The 19,868-nt window shown below is 68.8% G+C and carries 20 protein-coding genes; 16 read left to right on the top strand and 4 right to left on the bottom strand.

Annotated elements, in window-relative coordinates:
- Nucleotides 1-173 precede the first annotated feature (173 nt).
- From ACFWMR_RS36220 to ACFWMR_RS36210, 3 genes are read left to right on the top strand one after another with little or no spacing between them, the layout of a single operon-like run.
- The gene (locus tag ACFWMR_RS36220; RefSeq protein ID WP_093936733.1) at nt 174-467 is read left to right on the top strand and encodes a DUF503 domain-containing protein; all 294 of its coding nucleotides are present in this window, start codon (nt 174-176) and stop codon (nt 465-467) included.
- A gap of 28 nt (nt 468-495) precedes the next feature.
- A complete protein-coding gene (gene rbfA / locus ACFWMR_RS36215; RefSeq protein ID WP_093936734.1) occupies nt 496-972 on the top strand; it encodes a 30S ribosome-binding factor RbfA in 477 nt (158 codons plus the stop codon).
- Nucleotides 953-1,819: an alpha/beta hydrolase gene (locus tag ACFWMR_RS36210; RefSeq protein WP_378381658.1), complete on the top strand. Its 867-nt coding sequence runs from the start codon at nt 953-955 to the stop codon at nt 1,817-1,819. Before rbfA ends, ACFWMR_RS36210 begins: the two co-directional genes overlap by 20 nt.
- A 102-nt stretch (nt 1,820-1,921) precedes the next feature.
- On the opposite strand, the gene ACFWMR_RS36205 is transcribed toward ACFWMR_RS36210, so the two are convergent.
- The 4 genes from ACFWMR_RS36205 to ACFWMR_RS36190 all read right to left on the bottom strand — a co-directional run bounded on the left by ACFWMR_RS36205 (nt 1,922) and on the right by ACFWMR_RS36190 (nt 5,908).
- Nucleotides 1,922-2,869: an ABC transporter substrate-binding protein gene (locus ACFWMR_RS36205; RefSeq protein WP_378381657.1), complete on the bottom strand. Its 948-nt coding sequence runs from the start codon at nt 2,867-2,869 to the stop codon at nt 1,922-1,924.
- Nucleotides 2,870-2,880: 11 nt separating this feature from the next.
- The gene (locus tag ACFWMR_RS36200) at nt 2,881-3,648 is read right to left on the bottom strand and encodes an amino acid ABC transporter ATP-binding protein (protein ID WP_378381656.1); all 768 of its coding nucleotides are present in this window, start codon (nt 3,646-3,648) and stop codon (nt 2,881-2,883) included.
- Nucleotides 3,645-4,580, bottom strand: a complete 936-nt coding sequence (locus ACFWMR_RS36195; protein ID WP_093936738.1) for an amino acid ABC transporter permease — start codon at nt 4,578-4,580, stop codon at nt 3,645-3,647. The genes ACFWMR_RS36200 and ACFWMR_RS36195 overlap by 4 nt, the downstream gene beginning before the upstream one ends.
- 284 nt (nt 4,581-4,864) lie before the next feature.
- On the bottom strand, nt 4,865-5,908 hold the full coding sequence (locus ACFWMR_RS36190) for a TRM11 family SAM-dependent methyltransferase (protein ID WP_378381655.1): 1,044 nt from the start codon (nt 5,906-5,908) through the stop codon (nt 4,865-4,867).
- Nucleotides 5,909-5,948: 40 nt separating this feature from the next.
- On the opposite strand from ACFWMR_RS36190, the gene ACFWMR_RS36185 reads away from it, so the two are divergent.
- The 13 genes from ACFWMR_RS36185 to ACFWMR_RS36125 all read left to right on the top strand — a co-directional run bounded on the left by ACFWMR_RS36185 (nt 5,949) and on the right by ACFWMR_RS36125 (nt 19,765).
- Complete coding sequence (locus ACFWMR_RS36185) at nt 5,949-6,944, top strand: DHH family phosphoesterase (protein ID WP_093936739.1); 996 nt, start codon at nt 5,949-5,951, stop codon at nt 6,942-6,944.
- 56 nt (nt 6,945-7,000) lie between these two features.
- Nucleotides 7,001-8,182, top strand: coding sequence for a preprotein translocase subunit SecY (locus tag ACFWMR_RS36180; RefSeq protein ID WP_378381654.1), 1,182 nt, complete (start codon nt 7,001-7,003; stop codon nt 8,180-8,182).
- Between the two features lie 47 nt (nt 8,183-8,229).
- Nucleotides 8,230-9,555, top strand: coding sequence for an MATE family efflux transporter (locus ACFWMR_RS36175; protein WP_093936741.1), 1,326 nt, complete (start codon nt 8,230-8,232; stop codon nt 9,553-9,555).
- 208 nt (nt 9,556-9,763) lie between these two features.
- Entirely contained in the window at nt 9,764-11,074 is a 1,311-nt protein-coding gene (locus ACFWMR_RS36170; RefSeq protein WP_208636046.1) for an MFS transporter, read from the top strand.
- 29 nt (nt 11,075-11,103) lie between these two features.
- On the top strand, nt 11,104-12,027 hold the full coding sequence (gene truB / locus ACFWMR_RS36165) for a tRNA pseudouridine(55) synthase TruB (protein ID WP_093936743.1): 924 nt from the start codon (nt 11,104-11,106) through the stop codon (nt 12,025-12,027).
- Between the two features lie 116 nt (nt 12,028-12,143).
- A complete protein-coding gene (locus ACFWMR_RS36160) occupies nt 12,144-13,106 on the top strand; it encodes a bifunctional riboflavin kinase/FAD synthetase (protein ID WP_093936744.1) in 963 nt (320 codons plus the stop codon).
- A 115-nt stretch (nt 13,107-13,221) separates the two neighbouring features.
- Entirely contained in the window at nt 13,222-13,701 is a 480-nt protein-coding gene (locus ACFWMR_RS36155) for an XRE family transcriptional regulator (protein WP_378276139.1), read from the top strand.
- Between the two features lie 2 nt (nt 13,702-13,703).
- Nucleotides 13,704-14,213 carry an RNA 2',3'-cyclic phosphodiesterase gene (gene thpR / locus ACFWMR_RS36150; RefSeq protein ID WP_378381653.1) on the top strand — a complete coding sequence of 170 codons (510 nt, stop codon included), beginning with the start codon at nt 13,704-13,706 and terminating at the stop codon, nt 14,211-14,213.
- Nucleotides 14,214-14,341: 128 nt separating this feature from the next.
- Nucleotides 14,342-14,611 carry a 30S ribosomal protein S15 gene (gene rpsO, locus ACFWMR_RS36145; RefSeq protein WP_003084034.1) on the top strand — a complete coding sequence of 90 codons (270 nt, stop codon included), beginning with the start codon at nt 14,342-14,344 and terminating at the stop codon, nt 14,609-14,611.
- 231 nt (nt 14,612-14,842) lie between these two features.
- Nucleotides 14,843-17,119, top strand: coding sequence for a polyribonucleotide nucleotidyltransferase (locus ACFWMR_RS36140; RefSeq protein WP_378381652.1), 2,277 nt, complete (start codon nt 14,843-14,845; stop codon nt 17,117-17,119).
- Between the two features lie 95 nt (nt 17,120-17,214).
- The gene (locus ACFWMR_RS36135; protein WP_378381651.1) at nt 17,215-18,579 is read left to right on the top strand and encodes a M16 family metallopeptidase; all 1,365 of its coding nucleotides are present in this window, start codon (nt 17,215-17,217) and stop codon (nt 18,577-18,579) included.
- Entirely contained in the window at nt 18,576-19,322 is a 747-nt protein-coding gene (gene dapB / locus ACFWMR_RS36130; protein ID WP_378381650.1) for a 4-hydroxy-tetrahydrodipicolinate reductase, read from the top strand. The genes ACFWMR_RS36135 and dapB overlap by 4 nt, the downstream gene beginning before the upstream one ends.
- The gene (locus tag ACFWMR_RS36125; protein WP_378276143.1) at nt 19,319-19,765 is read left to right on the top strand and encodes a tetratricopeptide repeat protein; all 447 of its coding nucleotides are present in this window, start codon (nt 19,319-19,321) and stop codon (nt 19,763-19,765) included. The genes dapB and ACFWMR_RS36125 overlap by 4 nt, the downstream gene beginning before the upstream one ends.
- The last annotated feature ends 103 nt before the right edge of the window (nt 19,766-19,868 follow it).

Here is a 19,868-nt window from a genome sequence, read left to right as displayed (position 1 = left end):
TGGGTGTTTGTTGTTTGTTGTTTTTTTTTTTTTTGTGTTGGGTTTTTTTTTGGTGTTTGGGGGGGTTTTTTTTTTTTTTTTTTTTTCCTTGTTTTTTTTTTCTGCGGGGCGCCCCCCCCGCCTGGGGGGGGGGGCCCCCCCCGCTTCACCTTCCAGACAACCCAGAACCCCACATGTTCGTAGGAGCTCTCGAGCTCGACATCCTGCTGGGCGACGTTCACTCGCTCAAGCAGAAGCGATCCGTGATCAAGCCGGTGCTGGCCGAGGTACGCAGGCGTTTCGACGTCTCCGTCGCCGAAGCCGGTCATCAAGACCTGCACCGGCGCGCGCTGATCGGCGTGGCCGTGGTCGCGGCGAGTGGCGAGCACATTCGTGACGTGCTCGACTCGTGTGAGCGCCTCGTGGCCGGCAGGCCGGAGTTCGAACTGCTCTCCGCCCACCGCCGGCTGCTCGGCCCGGATGACTGACGGAAGATCTTTCGAGGAGAAGAATCCCATGGCCGACCCCGCTCGGGCTCGCAAGCTCGCCAAGCGGATCTCACAGATCGTCGCGCACGCGATCGAGCACGACATCAAGGATCCGCGGCTCAATCACGTGACCATCACCGACACGAAGATCACGGCGGATCTGCACGACGCCACGGTCTACTACACGGTGCTCGGCGAGAACCTGGAGTCCACGCCCGATCACGCCGGTGCCGCGGCGGCGCTGGAGTCCGCCCGTGGCGTCCTGCGCACGAAGGTCGGTCAGGGCACGGGAGTCCGCTACACTCCGACGCTGGCCTTCGTGGCCGACAGCATCCCTGAAGAAGCCAAGCACATCGAGGACCTCCTCGCGAAGGCCAGGGAAGCCGATGCGGAGGTCGCCCGCCGGGCGACCGGAGCACAGCACGCCGGTGAAGCCGACCCGTACAAGCCGCCACGGGAAGAGGCCGCAGACGATGAGTTCGCCGATGAGGAGACCCGCAGCTGAGGAAACAGGCCACGCCCTGAACAGGCGTGGCCTGCTGCTGGGAGCCGCGGCTCTCGGCGGCTCGGCGCTGCTTTCCGCTTGCGGCGCCGAGAAAGCCCCCTTGGTGGGGCCGCCGCCGGTGGCCCCACCGACTTCCCCGACACCGCTCACCGAAGCGGTCACGGTGCAGAAGATGCGGTCCGCGGCCCGGAACCGCGACGTCAACCTCGTCATCATCGCCCCCGACGGCGTGTCCCGGGTCGGGTTGCCGGTCTGTGTCGCCCTGCACGGACGTGGCGCGGACGCCCGGACCTTCCTGAACCTCGACGTGCGGAACGCGTTGAACCAAGCCGTCTCGGCCGGGCTGCCCGCCTTCGCGGTCGCGGCCGTCGACGGGGACAACTACTGGGTGGACGTCGGCAAGGCCGACGACCCGCAGCGGATGCTGGCCGACGAACTGCCCGGCTGGCTCTCCCAGCGTCAATTGCGCCCGCCGTCGGCGATGTTCGGGATCTCGATGGGCGGTTTCGGCGCGTTGCGCTACGCCCGCGAGCACAAGAACCTCAAGGCCGTCGCCGTGGCGAGCGCCGCGCTGTTCGTGAGCTGGTCCGATGCCAAGTCCCGCAAGGTCTTCGCGGATCGCGAGCAATGGGAATCCCACGAGCCGTTGCTGCACACCGGCGATCTTTCGGCGTCGTCCACCGGGGTGTGGTGCGGGAACTCGGATCCCTTCGCCCGCGCCGACCGCAAACTCATCAAGGCGGTGCAGCCGGCCGTCGGGAAGATGAGCGAAGGCGAGCACAACGACGATTACTGGCGGGGCATCATGCCCGAGATGATGAAGTTCGTCGCGGAACGCCTGGCCTGACCCCGCGTTTCGTCCTCTGGATGCGGTAGTCGGTAACGCGAACTACCGCATCCAGAGGACGAAATGCGGTAGTCGGCGAAGCGAACTACCGCATTCAGAGGACTACTTGCGCGGAAGGCCCGGCGGATTGATCCGCGAGGCCTCCACGGCCTCGTTCCCCAGGTTCCAGCGTTTGAGCACCTCGGCGTACTGACCGTTCGCGAGCACGCTCTGAACGGCCTGGCGCAGCGGTTCGGCGAGCCCGTTGCCCTTCTTCGTCATCGCCGCGATGTCGGCCGGGATCTGGCCGCCGCCGGAGACCGTGCCGACGATCTTCGTCTGCCCGTCCACGGCGACGTGGTACGCGGCCGTCGGGTTGGGGCCCGCGTAGGCGTCGATCCGGCCGGACTGCAAGGCCAGGTAGTAGTCGGTGGTGTTCTGGAAGTACTGGAACTCCACCGGTTTCAGGCCGGCCGCCTTGTTCTGTTCGTCCCAGCGCACCAGGATCTGTTCCTGGTTGGTCCCGGAGCCCACCCCCACCTTGAGCCCGGCGATGTCCTTGGGCTCCTTCACCGTCACATCGCGGTTCTTCTTGACCTCGAAGGCGATGGTGTCCTTGCGATAGGTGGCGAAGTCGTACTTGTCCTTGCGCTCCTCGGTCACCGTGATGTTCGAGAACCCGGCCGCGTACTGGCCTGTCTCCACCGAGAGGAAGAGGTTCTCCCAGGACGTCGCCTGAAGGTCGAGTTCCAGCCCCAGCACGTCCGCGACCAGTTGCGCGATGTCGGTCTCGACGCCGATCACCGTCTTGTCGTCGTCGGCGCGGAACGACAGCGGGGGAGTGCCGTTGCCGGTGGTGCCGACGGTCAGTTTCCCGGTGTCGCGCACCGCTTTCGGTACGAGATTCGCGACGGCGTCGACCTTCTGCGCGCGGACCCGGTTCTGCTGCGCGGTGATGTTGATCCCCGAGGTCCCCGGCTGAGGTGCGGCGGGGGCCGCGGCCTCGGTCGTCCCGCACGCGGCCAGCGCGACCGTCGACAGGAGCAGGATCGGGTACAAGAGCTTTTTCACGGTGACACTCCTTAGAGGACCTTTTCGAGGAACGCCCTGGTGCGGGGATGCTCGGGCGTGTCGAGAAGCTGCGCGGGCGGGCCCTGTTCGACGACGCGGCCGGCGTCCAGGAACACCACGGTGTCGGCCACTTCCCTGGCGAAACCGATTTCGTGGGTGACGACGATCATGGTGGTGCCGCCGCGGGCGAGTTTCTTGATCACGTCGAGCACTTCGCCGACCAGCTCCGGGTCGAGCGCGGACGTCGGTTCGTCGAACAGCAGGACTTCGGGCCGCACCGCGAGCGCACGGGCGATCGCGACACGTTGCTGTTGCCCGCCGGAGAGCTGCCGGGGATAGGCGTCCGCCTTGTCCGCGAGCCCGACCAGCGTGAGCAGTTCCCGCGCGTGGTCCGTCGCCTCGGCGCGAGCCCGGCGCTGAGCCGAAATCGGTGCCTCGACGACGTTCTCCAGCGCCGTGAGATGCCCGAACAGGTTGAAGTTCTGGAACACGAACCCGATCCGCGTGCGCTGCTTGAGGATCTCGCGTTCGCGCAGTTCGTGCAGCCGGTCGCCGGAACGCCGGTAGCCCATCAGTTCGCCGCCGACGCTGATGAAGCCGCGATCGGCGCGGTCGAGGTGGTTGATGAGCCGGAGGAGAGTGGACTTGCCGGAGCCGGACGGGCCCAGCACCACGGTCACCTCGCCGGGCCGGACCTGGAGATCGACCCCGTCGAGCACGGTCAGCGCGCCGAAAGCCTTGTGGACGCCGCGGACGTCGACCTTGAAGCCGTCACTCATCGGGCTGCCGCCTTCAGTTTGGCGAGGCCGGCGCGGGCCTTCTGCAAGGGGGTGGGCGGGACGGTGCGCAGCGCGCCCTTGGCGTAGTGGCGTTCGACGTAGAACTGCGCCACCGAAAGGAGTGTGGTGAGCAGCAGGTACCAGGCGGTGGCGACCAGCAGCAGCGGGATCACCCGGCCGCTGCGGCTGTAGATCACCTGGACCTGGTAGAAGAGTTCCGGCAGCGCCATCACGTACACCTGCGAAGTGTTCTTGACCATGCCGATGATCTCGTTGGCCGCGTTCGGCACGATCGAGCGCATCGCCTGCGGCAGCACGATCCGGCGGAACTGCCTCCCAGGCGGGATGCCCAGCGCCGCGGCCGCCTCCCGCTGTCCCTGATCGACCGCGAGGAATCCGGCGCGCACGATCTCCCCGGAGTAGGCGGCCTGGTGCAGGCCGAGCCCGAGCCCCGCCGCGAGGAACGGTGGAATCAGGCTCATCGTGTCGAAAGAGACGAACGACGGGCCGAACGGGACGCCGAAGGAAATCTCGTTGTAGAGAATGGCGAGGTTGTACCAGAAAAGCAGCTGGAGAATGAGTGGTACCGATCGGAAGATCCACGTGTAGGTCCAGCTGACCGACCGCAGGAGCGGATTCCGGGAAATGCGCATGAGCGCGAGAACCGTGCCCAGAAGGAATCCCGCGACCACGCCGAACACGGTCAATTCCACCGTCAGGACGACCGAGGAGAGAACGGCGTCGGCGAACACGTACTCGGCGACGACCGACCATTCCCACGCCTGGTTGGTCACCAGGGCGTGTCCGGCCATGGCCACCAGTACGGCGACCACCGCCGCCGCCAGCCAGGTCAGCGGCCGCCGGGCGGGTACGATCTTCAGCGCCTCCTCCGGCCGGGCAGGTGCCGGAGGCGCGTCCAGGTCACTCGTCATAAGACACCTGTCTCGATGGAAATGGGCAGCAGGAATCGCCGAAAGCGGGATAGACCGAAAAGGAATTGTCGTCGGCGCGGCATTGATCGCCGCTTTCCTTCTCGTCGAGCCGACTTTAGGAAGCTGTGCCCGTTCCGGTCAACGAGGCCGGTGCCGGTTCCAGATGCTGGAAGCCCGTGGCGGCGCCACTCGCCGGTAGCTACGACCTACCGAAGTACATGAAGGCCCCCCTCGCTGCGCTAGGCGCAAGGAAGGGGGCCTTCATGTACTTCGGATGAGCGGCCTCAGGCCGGTTTGGCGGCGACGATCAGGTCCCGCACGATCGCCTGGTCCACCCGGTGGGCGAACCCGGCGTACGGCCCGTCCTCGCGGACGTCCAGCCCCGCCTTGTCCAGGATCGCGGCCAGCTCCTCACGCGGCGCGACGTTGGTGTTCCAGGAGATGCCGAGCGCGCCGCCGGGCCGCAGGACCCGCGTCCACACCGGGACGGCGGCCGCGAGCAGGTCCCGCGGGCTGCGCGCGAGCGACGCGTCCTGGGTGCGGTGGCTGCCGTGCTGCACGCCGTACGGGGCGTCGGTGACGATGAGGTCCACCGAGTTCGGCCGCAGCAGTTCGTCCGTGGTGAGCGTGTCACAGTTGAGGTAGGTCAGCTTGCGGACGTCACCGGCCTTGTACCGCTCCTTGGTGATCCCGAAGCCGATGTCGAGCCGCCTGCCGAGCCGGACCTTGTTGCGGCGCACCTGACCGGATTCCGCGCTGTGCTTGATGCGCTTCTGCTTCAGCCAGGTTTTGACGAACATCTCGTAGGAGTCGAAATCCTTGCCGTCGACGTCGAGACCGGTCGCGTCGAAGCCGTACATCATCGCCTGGTTCAGCGTGGTGCCGCGGCCGCACAGCGGATCGAGCAGGTGCAGCGGTTTCTCCAGCATCGCGGCCGGATCCGCCGTCGACAGCAGGGTGACGTTGACGAGCAGTTTGGTGAACAGTTCGTTCGTCTTGCCCGGGTACTTCTGGATGGTCAGCAGATCCGAGTCGAAGTTCGCGAGCGGGCTGATCGTCACCGGTTTCAGGACGCCGTCGCCGAGTTCGAACAGCGCGTACAACGCGGAAAGGTTCGAAAGGAGCGCGAGGTCGCGTTCGCTCAACGGGGCGGGCGTGGTGAAGGTGAGGTAGCCGACGCCGCCGAGTTCGGTCTCGCCGATCTCCGAGATCTCGGTCTCCAGCGCGGACAGGCCGAACACCGCCAGCTCCGCGCGCAGCAGGGCCGGGGTGGAGTCGGTGTAGACCCGGTTGGCGGACGGGTAGACCAGGATCGCGTACTCGGACATCCGGTAGAGCGTAGCTTGACTGATTGTGACAGCGACTCCAGTGCCGAACCTGAAGGAAGCCGCCGCGCTCCTGGCGCGCGCGAACGACGTGACCTTGCTCGGGCATGTCCGCCCGGACGCCGACGCGCTCGGCAGCGCGCTGGCACTGGGCCGGGCGCTCCAGTTGCGAGGCGCCAAGGTCCGCGTCTCCGTCGGCGAGCCCGAAGAGATGCCGGAAACCCTGCGCGGCCTGGACGTCGGCGGGCTCTACGTCCCCGCGAGCGAACTGCCGGAGAGCGAACAGCTGCTGGTCGCGCTCGACACGCCCACCCCGGGCAGGCTCGGGAAGCTCGCGCCGCGGGTGGACGCCGTCCGCGCGGCCGGGGGCGACGTCCTGGTGATCGACCACCACGCGTCGAACGTCTTCTTCGGTACGGCGCATGTCGTCGACGACACCGCCGAAGCCACCGCCGTCCTTGTCTTCGCGTTGCTGCAAGAGCTCGGGGCCGAGATCGACGAACCGATCGCGCGCTGCCTGTACGCGGGGCTCGTCACCGACACGAGCGGGTTCCGCCGCGCCCGGCCGTCCACTCACTTGATGGCCGCGAAGCTGCTCGAAGCCGGGGTCGACCCGGACAAGGTGGTCCGCGAGATCGTCGACGATCACCCGTTCGCGTGGCTGCCGATGCTTTCGGACGTTCTCGCGGGGGCCCGGCTCGAACCGGACGAGGCGCGTGGCTTCGGGCTCGCGCACGCTGTCGTGACCCTCGACGCCGCGCGGAGCGTGCGCGCGGAGGAGGTCGAGGCGGTCATCGACGTCATCCGGTCCACGCGTGAGGCCGGGGTCGCCGTGGTGCTCAAGGAAGCCGAACCGACCGGGCCGCTGCGGCGGTGGACGGTCTCCCTGCGCTCGGCGGGCGGTGTCGACGTCTCGGCCGCGGCCGGGGAACTGGGCGGCGGCGGGCACCGGCAGGCGGCCGGGTGCACCGCGGAAGGCACGGCGGAGGAGGTGCTCGGCAAGCTGCGGACGGCACTGTCGAGGGCGCCGCTGCTGTGACCCGGTGACGGCCGGTGTCATCGTAATTTCATCGGCCGTTTCTAGCGTGAGCGGCGATGAACGCTCACGCCTCCCTCCGCCGCCGGATCCTGGTCACGCTCGGCGTGATCGTGCTGTTCCGGCTGGGTCAGAGCCTGCCCGCTCCCCACGTGACCGTCCACGCGCCGGAAGCCGATCACCCGCTGCGCTGGATCCTCGACCTGGCGACCGGGGGTGGCCTGTCCACCCTGCCGGTGTTCGCGTTCGGCGTCCTTCCCTGTCTGGCGGCCCGGCCTGTCCTGCGGGCGCTGACCATCCTGAGCCCGCGGCTGGCCGGGCTCCGGGCCGAAGGCGAAGCCGGCGCCCGCGCGTTGCTGCGGTATCAGCGATGGCTCACCGTCGTACTCGGCCTGCTGGGTGCCATCGCCGTGGTCGTGTTCCGCGGCTTGGGCTTCCTCGGCGGGGCCGTGGCCGTGGCGTGCCTGACGGCGGGCGCCGCCGTGGTCTTGCGGCTGACCGAGGTGATCACCGACCGGGGATTCGGCGACGGCGTCCGGATCCTGCTCCTCGCGCAGGTCCTGGCGGTGCTGCCGGCGGAGTTCCCGCGCCTGTACGCAACGAAGGGCTGGGCCGCCATCGCGGTCGTGGCCGTCGTGACGTTGTCGATCACGGTGCTCACGATCGTCTTCGCGCAGGCGCAGCGCCGGATCCCGGTGCAGTACGCGAAACGGATGATCGGTGTGCGCGCCTACGGCGGGAGCCCGTCCTACATCCCGCTTCGGTTCCCCCAGTCGAACAGCCCGGCCGTCCTCGCCGCGGTGTTGCTGTCCTTACCGGTGCTCTGGCCCGGCGTGGACTGGCTGCGCGACGAGGGAAACCCCGGGCGGATCGTGATCTACTTCGTGCTCGTGTGCCTCTTCGCCTTCCTCCGGGCGGTGGGAACGATGGACATCGACCAGGTGACCCGTGATCTCGTGCGCGTGGGCGGCTTCGTCCCCGGGATCCGGCCGGGCCAGTGGACGGCCGACTACATCGGCTACGTGCGCCACCGGATCATCGGCGTCGGAGCGCTCTGCTCGGGTGTGGTCGCGCTGATCCCGGCCGTCGCCCTGGCCTTGCTGGACGTGAGCCCGAGGGTTCCCTTCGCCGGGGTGACCCTCCTGGTGGTGCTCGTCTTCCTCGTCAGCGTCGCGCTCGACACCGTGCGGCAGATCGAGTCGCTCCGCCAGCAGGAACGGTACGAACCGTTCCTCCGCTGATCTTCCCGGCGACTGGGACTGTCGTACCAGACGTCTAGTCTGCATCGGTGCCTGAAGCTTCCGAAGTCGACGAGCGTGTCCCCCCGAAACGCGTGCTCGGTCTCGCCGTGCCCGCGCTCGGTGTGCTCGCCGCCGAACCGCTCTACGTCCTGGTGGACACGGCCGTCGTCGGGCACCTCGGCGCGTTGCCACTGGCCGGGCTCGCCGTCGGCGGTGTCGTGCTGTCGCAGGTTTCGAGCCAGCTGACGTTCCTCTCCTACGGCACCACGTCGCGGACGGCACGGCTGCACGGCGCCGGACGACGGGGTGACGCGGTCCGCGAGGGGGTCCAGGCGACCTGGCTGGCGGTGATCGTCGGGCTGGTCGTGATCGTCGCCGGGCAGCTGCTGGCCGCGCCCATCGCGCGGGTGCTGTCCGGGGACGCCGCGATCACCGAAGCCGCCGTCTCCTGGCTGCGGATCGCGCTGTTCGGGACCCCGTTCATCCTGATCACGATGGCGGGCAACGGCTGGATGCGCGGTGTCCAGGATTCCGCGAAACCGTTGCGCTATGTCCTGGCGGGCAACGGGATCTCCGCCGTCCTGTGCCCGGTGCTGGTGTACGGCGCGGACTGGGGGCTGGAAGGTTCGGCGATCGCGAACGTCGTCGCGCAGGTCATCTCGGCGTCGCTGTTCATCGTGGCGCTGGTGCGGGAACGGGTCCCGCTGCGCCCGGAGCCGAAGGTGATGCGCGCCCAGCTCGGCCTCGGCAGGGACCTGGTGCTGCGCAGTCTCGCCTTCCAGGCGTGTTTCGTCTCCGCCGCCGCGGTGGCCGCGCGGACGTCCACCGAGGCGGTCGGCGCGCACCAGGTCGTGCTGCAGCTGTGGACGTTCCTCGCGCTCGTGCTCGATTCGCTCGCGATCGCCGCGCAGTCGCTCGTGGGGGCCGCCCTCGGTGCCGGCGCGAGCAAACGGGCGCGCGGGGTGTCGAGCCAGATCACGGTGTACGGGCTGATCTTCGGCTGCTTCCTCGGTGTCGTGTTCGCTTCGCTGGCCGGGGTGCTGCCGAGGGTGTTCACCTCGGACGCGGCCGTGCTCGGCGAGATCCCGCACGCGTGGTGGTTCTTCGTCGCGTTGCAACCGATCGCCGGGGTGGTGTTCGCGCTGGACGGCGTCCTGCTCGGCGCGGGCGACGCCGCGTTCCTGCGCAACGCGACGCTGCTGAGCGCGGCGCTCGGGTTCCTGCCGCTGATCTGGCTGTCGCTCGCGTTCGGCTGGGGGCTGGCCGGGATCTGGACCGGGCTCTCGCTGTTCATGCTGCTGCGGCTGGCGACCCTGCTGGTGCGGTGGCGTTCGGGGCGGTGGGCCGTGGAGGGCGCCGTCCGCGCTGCCTGAGGAGTGTCATGAGGGGTCCCCATGGGACGGAAAATGTCCTGAGGGGACCCCTCATGACACGCGCTCACCAGCACCGAGGCCATCGCGTGCTGTGGCGAAAACCACCCGGGTAACGGGTATGTTTCGCCGTTGCTTAGGAGCTACAACTATATGAGGCGGCAGCGCGGGCGTCTTTCTTGCCCGAAAACCGTTCTCGAGGAGGATCACTGTGACAGGCCGAGCCACCCGCCGGTCCTGGTTCATCTGGTTCGCCGCCGTCACCGTCTACCTCCTCGCCGTCTTCCACCGCACCTCGTTCGGCGTCGCCGGGCTCCAGGCCGCCGACCGCTTCGGCGTCGGCGCGGCCGCGCTCGGCACGTTCACCGTCCTGCAGGTCGGCGTCTACGCCTCGATGCAGATCCCCACCGGCGTCCTCGTCGACCGCTACGGCCCGCGCCGCGTGCTCACCGCCGCCGTGTTCTTCCTCGGACTCGGCCAGATCCTGCTCGCGACCGCCGATTCGTACCCGCTCGGCCTGCTCGCCCGCGCCGTCGTCGGCTTCGGGGACGCGCTGACATTCGTGAGCATCATGCGGCTGATCGCCGCGCATTTCCCCGGCCGCCAGTACGCCCTGCTCGCCGCGCTGACCGGGGCCATCGGGTACGTCGGCAACCTCGCCGCGACCGTCCCGCTCGGCTTGCTGCTCGACGGTCCCGGCTGGACCCCGACGTTCCTCGCCGTCGGGCTGGTGACGGCGCTGTACTCCGCCGTCGTCGCCCTCCGGGTCAAGGACAACCCGCCCGGCGAGCCGGAGCCCGTGCGCGAAAAGGTGCATCCGAAACTGCTCGGCCGCCAGGTCGCCGAAGCGTGGCGCACTCCGGGGACCCGGCTCGGCTTCTGGGTCCACTTCAGCACGATGTTCGCGCCCAACGTGCTGACCATGCTGTGGGGCGTCCCGTTCCTGGTGCAGGGTCAGGGCTATCCGAAGTCCACCGCGAGTTCGCTGCTGATCGTGTTCGTGTTCGGCTCGATGATCGGCGGCCCGGTGATCGGCGGCCTGATCGGACGGCGCCCGTCGCTGCGGATGCCGCTCGTCGGCGGGTACATCGGCGGTGCCGCGGTGATGTGGGCGGTGCTGCTCGGCTGGAGCGGGACGACTCCGATGGCGGTCCTCGTCCCCGCGTTCGCCTTCCTCTCCCTCGGCGGCCCCGCGTCGATGATCGGCTTCGCGCTGGCGCGGGACTACAACCCGCTCTCGCGCGTCGGCACCGCGACCGGTGTCGTGAACGTCGGCGGATTCGTGGCCACGACCATCTCCGCGCTCGCCGTCGGCGTCCTGCTGGAGTGGACGGGCGGCGCGTTCCGGCTCGCGCTGCTGTCGGTCGTCGCGGTGCTGGCGTTCGGCACCTTCCGGATGCTCGTGTGGTGGCGGCGCACCCGCGCCGCGCTGTTCGAGGCCGAGGCCCGCGGCGAGCGGATCCCGGTGCAGATCCGGCGGCGCCGCTGGGACGCCGAAGCGCCGCTGCCCGTCTCGTCCTAGGCGAAGGCCCGAAAGATAGGGTTCGGGCCGTGTCGCGCCCCAATCAGGCTCAAGCCAAGAAACGTCCCGCCCCGCCGCCCGGTCTCGTCATCGTCGACAAGCCGTCCGGGATGACCTCCCACGACGTCGTCGCCAAAGCGCGGCGCTTCATGGGCACCCGCAAGGTCGGGCACGCCGGCACCCTCGACCCGATGGCCACCGGTGTCCTGGTGCTCGGCATCGAACGCGCGACCAAACTCCTCGGCCACCTCGCCCTGGACCGCAAGACCTACCTCGCGACCCTCTCCTTGGGACTGTCGACCACGACCGACGACGCCGAGGGCGAGCCGATCGCCGAAGCCGCCGCGGACGCCGTCGAGAAGATCACCGACGACGAGATCGCCGCCGGGATCGCCGCGCTGACCGGCGACATCCAGCAGGTGCCGAGCGCGGTCAGCGCGGTCAAGATCGACGGCAAACGCGCCTACGCCCGCGTTCGCGCCGGCGAAGAGGTCGTGATCCCGCCGCGTCCGGTCACCGTGCACCGCTTCGACCTGCTCGCCACCCGCCGCGAGGCGGGCCGGATCGAACTCGACGCCGTCGTCGAGTGTTCGTCGGGGACCTACGTCCGGGCGCTGGCCCGCGATCTGGGTGCCGGACTCGGTGTCGGCGGGCATCTGCTCGCGTTGCGGCGCACCACGGTCGGGCCGTTCACCCTCGCCAAGGCCCGCACGCTCGATCAGCTCGAAGACAAGCCGGAGCTGTCACTCGATCTCGACGCCGCCGTCGCCGCCGCGTTCCCGCGCCGCGACCTGGACGCCCGCGCGGCCCAGGCGGTCCGATATGGACAGAGGGTGCCCGCGGCCGGGATCGAAGGCACGTACGGGATGTTCGGTCCGGACGGCCGGGTGCTCGCGCTTGCCGCGGACGAAGGCGAACTGGCCCGCTCGGTGGTCGTGTTGCTGCCCGCCTAGGTCGTGTCCTGTAAGGCCGGTCGATGGGCCACCTGGGCGCGAAGCCCGCGAGCGTGCCTTGCAGGACACGGCCTAGGGTGGTGTCCGGAGCAGGCCTGGAGGAGACGGGGCTACAAGTGCAGCGTTGGCGTGGTTTGGGTGACCTCCCCGGGAGCTGGGGACGGTGCGTGGTGACGATCGGCGTCTTCGACGGCGTGCACCGCGGGCATCAGGAGCTGATCACGAGGACGGTCCGCGCCGCCGCCGAACGCGGCGTGCCGAGTGTGGTGCTGACCTTCGACCCGCATCCGTCGGAGGTGATCCGGCCGGGCAGCCATCCCGCGCAGCTGACCACGTTGCGCCGCAAGGCGGAACTGGTCGAGGGCCTCGGTGTGGACGTCTTCTGCGTGCTGCCGTTCACCCTTGAACTGTCGCGGCTGACCGCGCACGAGTTCGTGCACGAGGTCCTGGTGGACAAACTGCACGCGGCCGCGGTGATCGTGGGGGAGAACTTCACCTTCGGCGCGAAGGCCGCCGGTGACGTCAACCTGCTGCGCACGTTGGGGAAACGGTTTGGTTTCGTGGCGCACGGGGCGGAACTGCAAGGGCTGCTCGCCCAGGAGCAGGCGGACAACGAGATCACCTTCTCCTCGACCTACGTCCGCTCGTGCATCGACGCCGGCGACGTCGTCGCGGCGTCCGAGGCGCTCGGCAGGCCGCACCGGCTGGAGGGCATCGTCGTCCGCGGTGACCGCCGGGGGCACGATCTCGGCTACCCGACGGCGAACCTGTCGACGCCGCGGTTCGCCGCCGTGCCCGCCGACGGTGTCTACAGTGCTTGGTTCACCCGTTCGTCGGATCCTGGCCGACGGCTTCGCTCCGCCGTCTCGGTCGGGACGAACCCGACGTTCTCGGGGCGGGAACGCACCGTCGAGGCCTTCGTCCTCGACATCGACGAGGATTTCTACGGGCAGCACGTCGCGCTCGATTTCGTCGCCAAGCTGCGGGATCAGGTCCGTTTCCCGACGTCGGAAGGTCTGGTGAAGCAGATCGACGAGGATGTCGCGCGGACGAGGGAAATGCTGGGCGAGCAGGACTGACCGGCCCCGGACGGAGCCGGACGAGAATCGACAAACACACCCGTCACGGTGCGTTCCGGTGGCAAGATGTCACGGACCGCGCAGGGTGTTCGACGGGGTTAGGGGAGCGGACCAGGTGGAGGACCACAAGATCGTCCAGCGGAACATCGCGCTGCAGAAGGAGTGGTACGGGGAGCCGCTCGGCGATCGGGTGCGGAGACTGGTGGTCGCGTTCGACATCTCCCAGGCCTTCCTCGCCGAGGTCCTCGGTATCAGCGCCCCCATGCTCAGCCAGGTGATGAGCGGGCGGCGGGCGAAGATCGGCAACCCGGTCGTGCTCGCGAAGATGATCATGCTGGAACGCAAGGTGCTGGTCCCGGCGGTCGCCGCCGGGGACCGCAAGGCCATGCAGGAGGCGCTGGAAGACGTCCGCGACTCGCGGCCGACGGTGGGCCGGGACAGCATCCCGGTCGGCGCCGTCGCCGACGACCAGGGTGTGCTCGTGGCGCTGAAAGACATCGGCGAGGACGAAGACCTCACCGAAGCCGCGAAGCTGCTCGACGAGGACTTCCCGTCACTGGCGGATCTGCTGCGCCGGGCGGCCAAGCACACCTGACGATGACGCTTTTCAGCGCCCTGATCCCGCCGGACGGCGTCCTCGACGAGGTCGCCACCGCGCTGGGTACACCCGAGAAGGGCGATTTCCGCTGGTCAGGGCGCGAGAACTGGCACATCACCCTCGGTTTCTACGGCGCCGAAGACGCGGCCGAGCGGGGCGACTGGCTGGCTGAACGCCTCGTCGGGGCGGGGCCGATCGACCTCCGGCTGGAAAAGGCCGCGACATTCCCCGGGGTCCTGTGGTTGAGTGTCACCGGAACCGGGCTCCACGAGCTGGCCGTCAAGGCCGGCGCGGAGAGTGAAGGCTGGCCGTACGTGGCCCACCTGACACTGGCCCGCTTCCCCCGCGACCGGCCGGAAGCCGCGAGCGCGTGGGAGGAGCGGCTGGCCGGATTCACCAGTGAGACTTGGACGGCGACCGAGGCCGTTCTGATGAGCAGTGACCGTGAGCGGGGCTTGCCGCGCTACCGGGTGATCCGGTCGTACGCGTTGAACCACGCCCGCGCCTGAAGCCGCTGATCACGAGGCTGGTAACCTCGATGATTGGGTCCGGCTGCAGTCCGTGGCGGCCGTGACCGTCTCACCCGGCGTGAAGCATCGTCCGGGCCGCACGGCACAGAATATCTAGGAGCACCACTGTGGCTTTGTCCACCGAAGAGAAGAAGTCGATCCTTGCCGAGTACGGCGTGCACGACTCGGACACCGGATCCCCGGAGGCCCAGGTCGCGCTGCTGACCAAGCGCATCGTCGGCCTCACCGAGCACCTCAAGGCTCACAAGCACGACCACCACTCCCGTCGCGGGCTCCTGCTGCTGGTCGGCCGTCGCCGCCGGCTGCTGAACTACGTGATGAAGGTGGACATCGAGCGTTACCGTGCGCTGATCCAGCGTCTCGGCCTTCGCCGATAGCTTGAACCCGAGGGGGAGTGACCACATCGGTCGCTCCCCCTCGGTCTAGGAAACAACGCGGCGCGAGCGCGCCCGGGGAACCGTCCGCCGGTCCTCGGTAGTGGTTCCCGGGCAACGGCCCGGGGGCTTCGATCGAAGACCGGCCTCACTCCTCGAGCGTCCGCAGGCGAAACAGGTCCCAGGGTGGGAGACTCGCGCCGTTACAGAGGATCAAAAGAGGAGATACACCCTATGACCGACTCCACCGGAGTCACCGTGCACGAAACCGAAGCCGTGATCGACAACGGCCGTTTCGGCACCCGCACCGTTCGCTTCGAGACCGGCCGCCTGGCCCGTCAGGCCGCCGGCGCCGTCGTCGCGTACCTCGACGAAGAGACCATGCTGCTCTCGGCGACCACCGCGTCGAAGCACCCGAAGGACCACTTCGACTTCTTCCCGCTGACCGTGGACGTCGAGGAGCGGATGTACGCCGCCGGACGCATCCCCGGCGCGTTCTTCCGTCGCGAGGGTCGCCCGTCGACCGACGCGATCCTGACCTGCCGCCTGATCGACCGGCCGCTGCGCCCGTCGTTCGCCGACGGTCTCCGCAACGAGATCCAGGTCGTCATCACCGTCCAGAGCCTCAACCCGGACGACCCGTACGACGTGCTCGCGATCAACGCGGCCTCGGCCTCGACGCAGATCGCCGGCCTGCCGTTCTCGGGCCCGGTCGGCGGCGTCCGCGTCGCGCTGATCGACGGCCAGTGGGTCGCGTTCCCGACCTGGAAGCAGCTCGAAGAGGCCACCTTCAACATGGTGGTCGCCGGTCGCATCGTGAGCGGGCCCGCCGGCGCTGGAGGCAAGGACAGTGACGTCGCGATCATGATGGTCGAGGCCGAGGGTACTGAACAAACTCTCGACCTGATCGCCGCGGGCGGCAAGGCGCCGGACGAGATCGCCGTCGCCGAGGGCCTCGAAGCCGCGAAGCCGTTCATCAAGGTCTTGTGCGAGGCCCAGCAGCAGCTGGCCGAGCTGGCCGCCAAGCCGACCGGCGAGTTCCCGGTCTTCCTCGCCTACGAGCAGGACGCGTTCGAAGCCGTCGCCGCCATCGCGACCGACGACCTCGCCAACGCCCTGACCATCGCGGGCAAGCAGGACCGCGACAACGCGACCGACCAGGTCAAGGCCGCGGTGCTGGAGAAGATCGGCCTGGGCGAGGGCGAAGCCTTCCAGGGCCGTGAGAAGGAGATCGGCGCGGCGTTCAAGGCCCTGTCGAAGAAGATCATGCGCAAGCGCGTCCTCACGGACAAGATCCGCATGGACGGCCGCGGCCTGACCGACATCCGGTCGCTCGCCGCCGAGGTCGCCGTGATCCCGCGGGCGCACGGTTCCGCGCTGTTCGAGCGCGGTGAGACCCAGATCCTGGGCGTCACCACGCTGAACATGCTCCGCATGGAGCAGCAGATCGACTCGCTCTCCCCGGAGACCACGAAGCGGTACCTGCACCACTACAACTTCCCGCCGTTCTCCACCGGCGAGACCGGCCGCGTCGGTTCGCCGAAGCGGCGCGAGATCGGCCACGGCATGCTCGCCGAGCGCGCCCTGGTCCCGGTCCTGCCGAAGCGGGACGAGTTCCCGTACGCGATCCGCCAGGTCTCCGAGGCGCTGGGCTCCAACGGCTCCACCTCGATGGGCTCGGTCTGCGCCTCGACCATGGGTCTGCTGAACGCGGGTGTCCCGCTGAAGGCGCCGGTCGCCGGCATCGCCATGGGCCTGATCTCCGACGAGGTCGACGGTGAGACCCGCTACGTCGCGCTGACCGACATCCTCGGTGCCGAGGACGCCATGGGCGACATGGACTTCAAGGTCGCCGGCACCAAGGACATCATCACCGCGCTCCAGCTCGACACGAAGCTCGACGGCATCCCGTCGGAGGTCCTCGCGGCCGCGCTGAAGCAGGCGAAGGACGCTCGCCTCACCATCCTGGAGGTCATCGCCGAGGCGATCGACGGCCCGGACGAGATGAGCCCGTACGCCCCGCGCGTCACCAGCGTGAAGATCCCGGTGGACAAGATCGGCGAGGTCATCGGCCCGAAGGGCAAGATGATCAACTCGATCACCGAGGAGACCGGCGCCGACATCTCCATCGAGGACGACGGCACGATCTACGTGGGCGCGGCCGACGGCCCGTCGGCGGAGGCTGCGATCGACAAGATCAACGCCATCGCCAACCCGCAGCTGCCCAAGGTCGGCGAGCGCTTCCTCGGCACCGTGGTGAAGACGGCCGCGTTCGGCGCGTTCGTCTCGCTGCTGCCGGGCAAGGACGGCCTGGTGCACATCTCGAAGCTGGGCAACGGCAAGCGGATCGCCAAGGTCGAGGACGTGGTCAACGTGGGCGACAAGCTCCGCGTCGAGATCGCCGACATCGACAACCGCGGCAAGATCAGCCTGATCGTGGTCAAGGAAGACGACGCCGCCGAGAAGCCCGCCGAGGGCGACAAGGCCGAGGCCCCGAAGGCCGACGCGTAGTAGTCCTGCCAGACCGATGTGAAACGTCATGAAAGGGTCGTTCAGGACATTTCCGTCCTGAACGACCCTTTCCTGACATGTGAGTAAGGGATCCGTTGGCTCGTCAGATCTCCGGGCACGAACAGCCCATCGGCAGCACCCGCACGCTGGAGTCCACTTCGGACGGTGCGGTGGTCAAGCGCAGTGTGCTGGCCGGTGGCCTCCGGGTCATCACCGAGCACGTCCCGGCTTCCCGGTCCGTGACGGTCGGGCTGTGGGTCGGCGTCGGATCGCGGGACGAGCCGTCGTCGGTCGAAGGTGCGGCGCACTACCTCGAACACCTGCTGTTCAAGGGCACCACGAACCGCGACGCCACCCAGATCGCCGAGGAGATCGACGCGGTCGGCGGGGAGTTCAACGCGTTCACCGCGAAGGAACACACCTGCTACTACGCGCAGGTGCTCGACGAGGACCTGCCGCTCGCGATGGACCTCGTCACCGACGTGGTGTTCGAGGCGTTGTGCACGGACAAGGACGTCGAGACCGAGCGCAGTGTCGTGCTCGAAGAGATCTCGATGCGGGACGACGACCCGGAAGACCTGCTGCACGAGACGTTCGTCGGCGCGATCCTGGGCGATCACGCGCTCGGGCGTCCGGTGCTCGGCAGTGAGAAGTCCATCATCGAGATGTCGGCGTCGGCGCTGCGCGGGTTCTACCGGCGCCGCTACACGCTGCCCCGGATGGTGCTCGCCGTCGCCGGGAACATCGAGCACGGCCAGGTGCTTCGCCTGGTGCGCAAGGCTTTGCGGAACAAGCTGACCGGATCGGCGACGCCGGTGCCGCCGCGCGGCGGGCGGGCGCGGATCGCGATGGCGCCGAAACTCGCGCTGCACACCGACGACACCGAGCAGGCGCACGTGATGCTCGGCCTGCGTTCGCTGCCGCGGCACGACGACCGGCGGTTCGCGCAGTCGGTGCTCAACGCCGCGCTCGGCGGCGGGATGAGTTCGCGCCTGTTCCAGGAGGTCCGCGAGAAGCGCGGGCTGGCGTACCAGGTGTACTCGTCCGTCGCGAGCTACGCCGACGCCGGTCACATGGCCGTGTACGCGGGCTGTCAGCCCGAGAAGCTCGGCGAGGTCGCCGGGGTGATCCGCGAGGTGCTCGAACTCGTCGGCAAGGACGGGCTGAGCGAAGCCGAGGTCGCGCGGGCGAAGGGGCAGTTGCGGGGCGGGCTCGTGCTCGGCCTGGAGGACACCTCGTCGCGGATGTCGCGCATCGGCAAGAACGAACTGAACTACGGCCGGTATCTCGGCGTCGACGACACGGTGGCGCGGATCGACGCCGTCACCACCGAAGAGGTCTGTGCGCTCGCTCGCACTCTGCTGCACCGCCCTGGTGGCGTGTCGGCGGCGGCGGTCGTCGGGCCGTACGCTCACGCCGACGACCTGCCGGACGATCTGCACGAGGTGATCGCATCATGACCGCTGGAATTCGCGTCGGTGTGCTGGGCGCACGCGGCCGGATGGGCCAGGAAGTGGTCAACGCCGTCAACGGCGCCGACGACATGGAACTCGTCGCCGCGCTCGACGCCGGGGACGACTTGTCGGCGCTCAAGCAGGCACAGGTCGTCGTCGACTTCACCCATCCCGAAGCGGTGATGGGCAACCTGGAGTTCCTGACCGGCAACGGGATCCACGCCGTCGTCGGCACCACCGGATTCAGCGAGGAACGGCTTGAGCAGCTGCGGACGTGGCTCGCCGCCGACCCGTCGCTCGGCGTGCTCATCGCGCCGAACTTCGCCCTCGGCGCGGTGCTGGCGATGCGGTTCGCCCAGCAGGCGGCCCGGTTCTACAACTCGGCCGAGGTCATCGAGCTGCACCACAACCGCAAGGCCGACGCGCCCTCCGGTACCGCCGCGCACACCGCGCGCCTGATCGGCGAGGCCCGCGCGGAAGCCGGTCTCGTACCCGGCGAAGACGCGACGACGTCCGAAGTGGACGGTGCCCGCGGCGCGCTCGTCGACGACGTCCGCGTGCACTCGGTCCGGCTGCCCGGTCTGGTGGCGCACGAGGAGATCCTGTTCGGCGGCGAGGGGGAGACCCTGACCATCCGGCACGACTCGCTGCACCGCACGTCGTTCATGCCCGGTGTGCTGCTCGGCGTGCGCTCGGTGCTCACGCGGCCCGGCCTGACGGTCGGTCTCGAGAACATCCTCGACCTGTGAGGGCCCGCAACTTCGCGCTGGTGATGACGGCGGCGCTCGCCGTCTACGTCGTCCTGCTGGCGGGCCGGGGCATCGCGCTGGTGCGTACGGGCGAGACGGTGCCGGTGATCTTCGGCGTCGGTGTCCTGCTGCTGCCGCTGCTCGGCGTCTGGATCATCGCGACCACCTGGCGTTCCGGCGTCCAGATCCAGCGGCTCTCGCGGCGGCTGGACGAAGAAGGCGGCCTGCCCGACGTGTCGGATCTGCCCCGGCGGCCTTCGGGCCGGGTGGATCGCGACGCCGCGGACGCCTGGTTCGACGAGCGCCGCGCCGAGGTCGAGGCGGATCAGGAGAACTGGCGGGTCTGGTACCGGCTGGCTTACGCGTACGAGATCGCGGGGGACCGGAAGCGGGCCCGCGCGACCATGCGGCGCGCCGTGGAGCTCGAAGCCGCCTCCCGCTGAGGTCACACCCCACCGAAGTACATGAAGGCCCCCTTCCTTGCGCTAGGCGCAGTGAAGGGGGCCTTCATGTACTTCGGTCCTCCCGCATTCAGAGGACTAAATG

This window comes from Amycolatopsis thailandensis (assembly GCF_042723255.1).
GTDB lineage: Bacteria > Actinomycetota > Actinomycetes > Mycobacteriales > Pseudonocardiaceae > Amycolatopsis > Amycolatopsis thailandensis.
The sequence above is the reverse complement of the archived record's forward strand: the minus strand, read 5'-3'. Positions and strand labels throughout refer to the sequence as shown.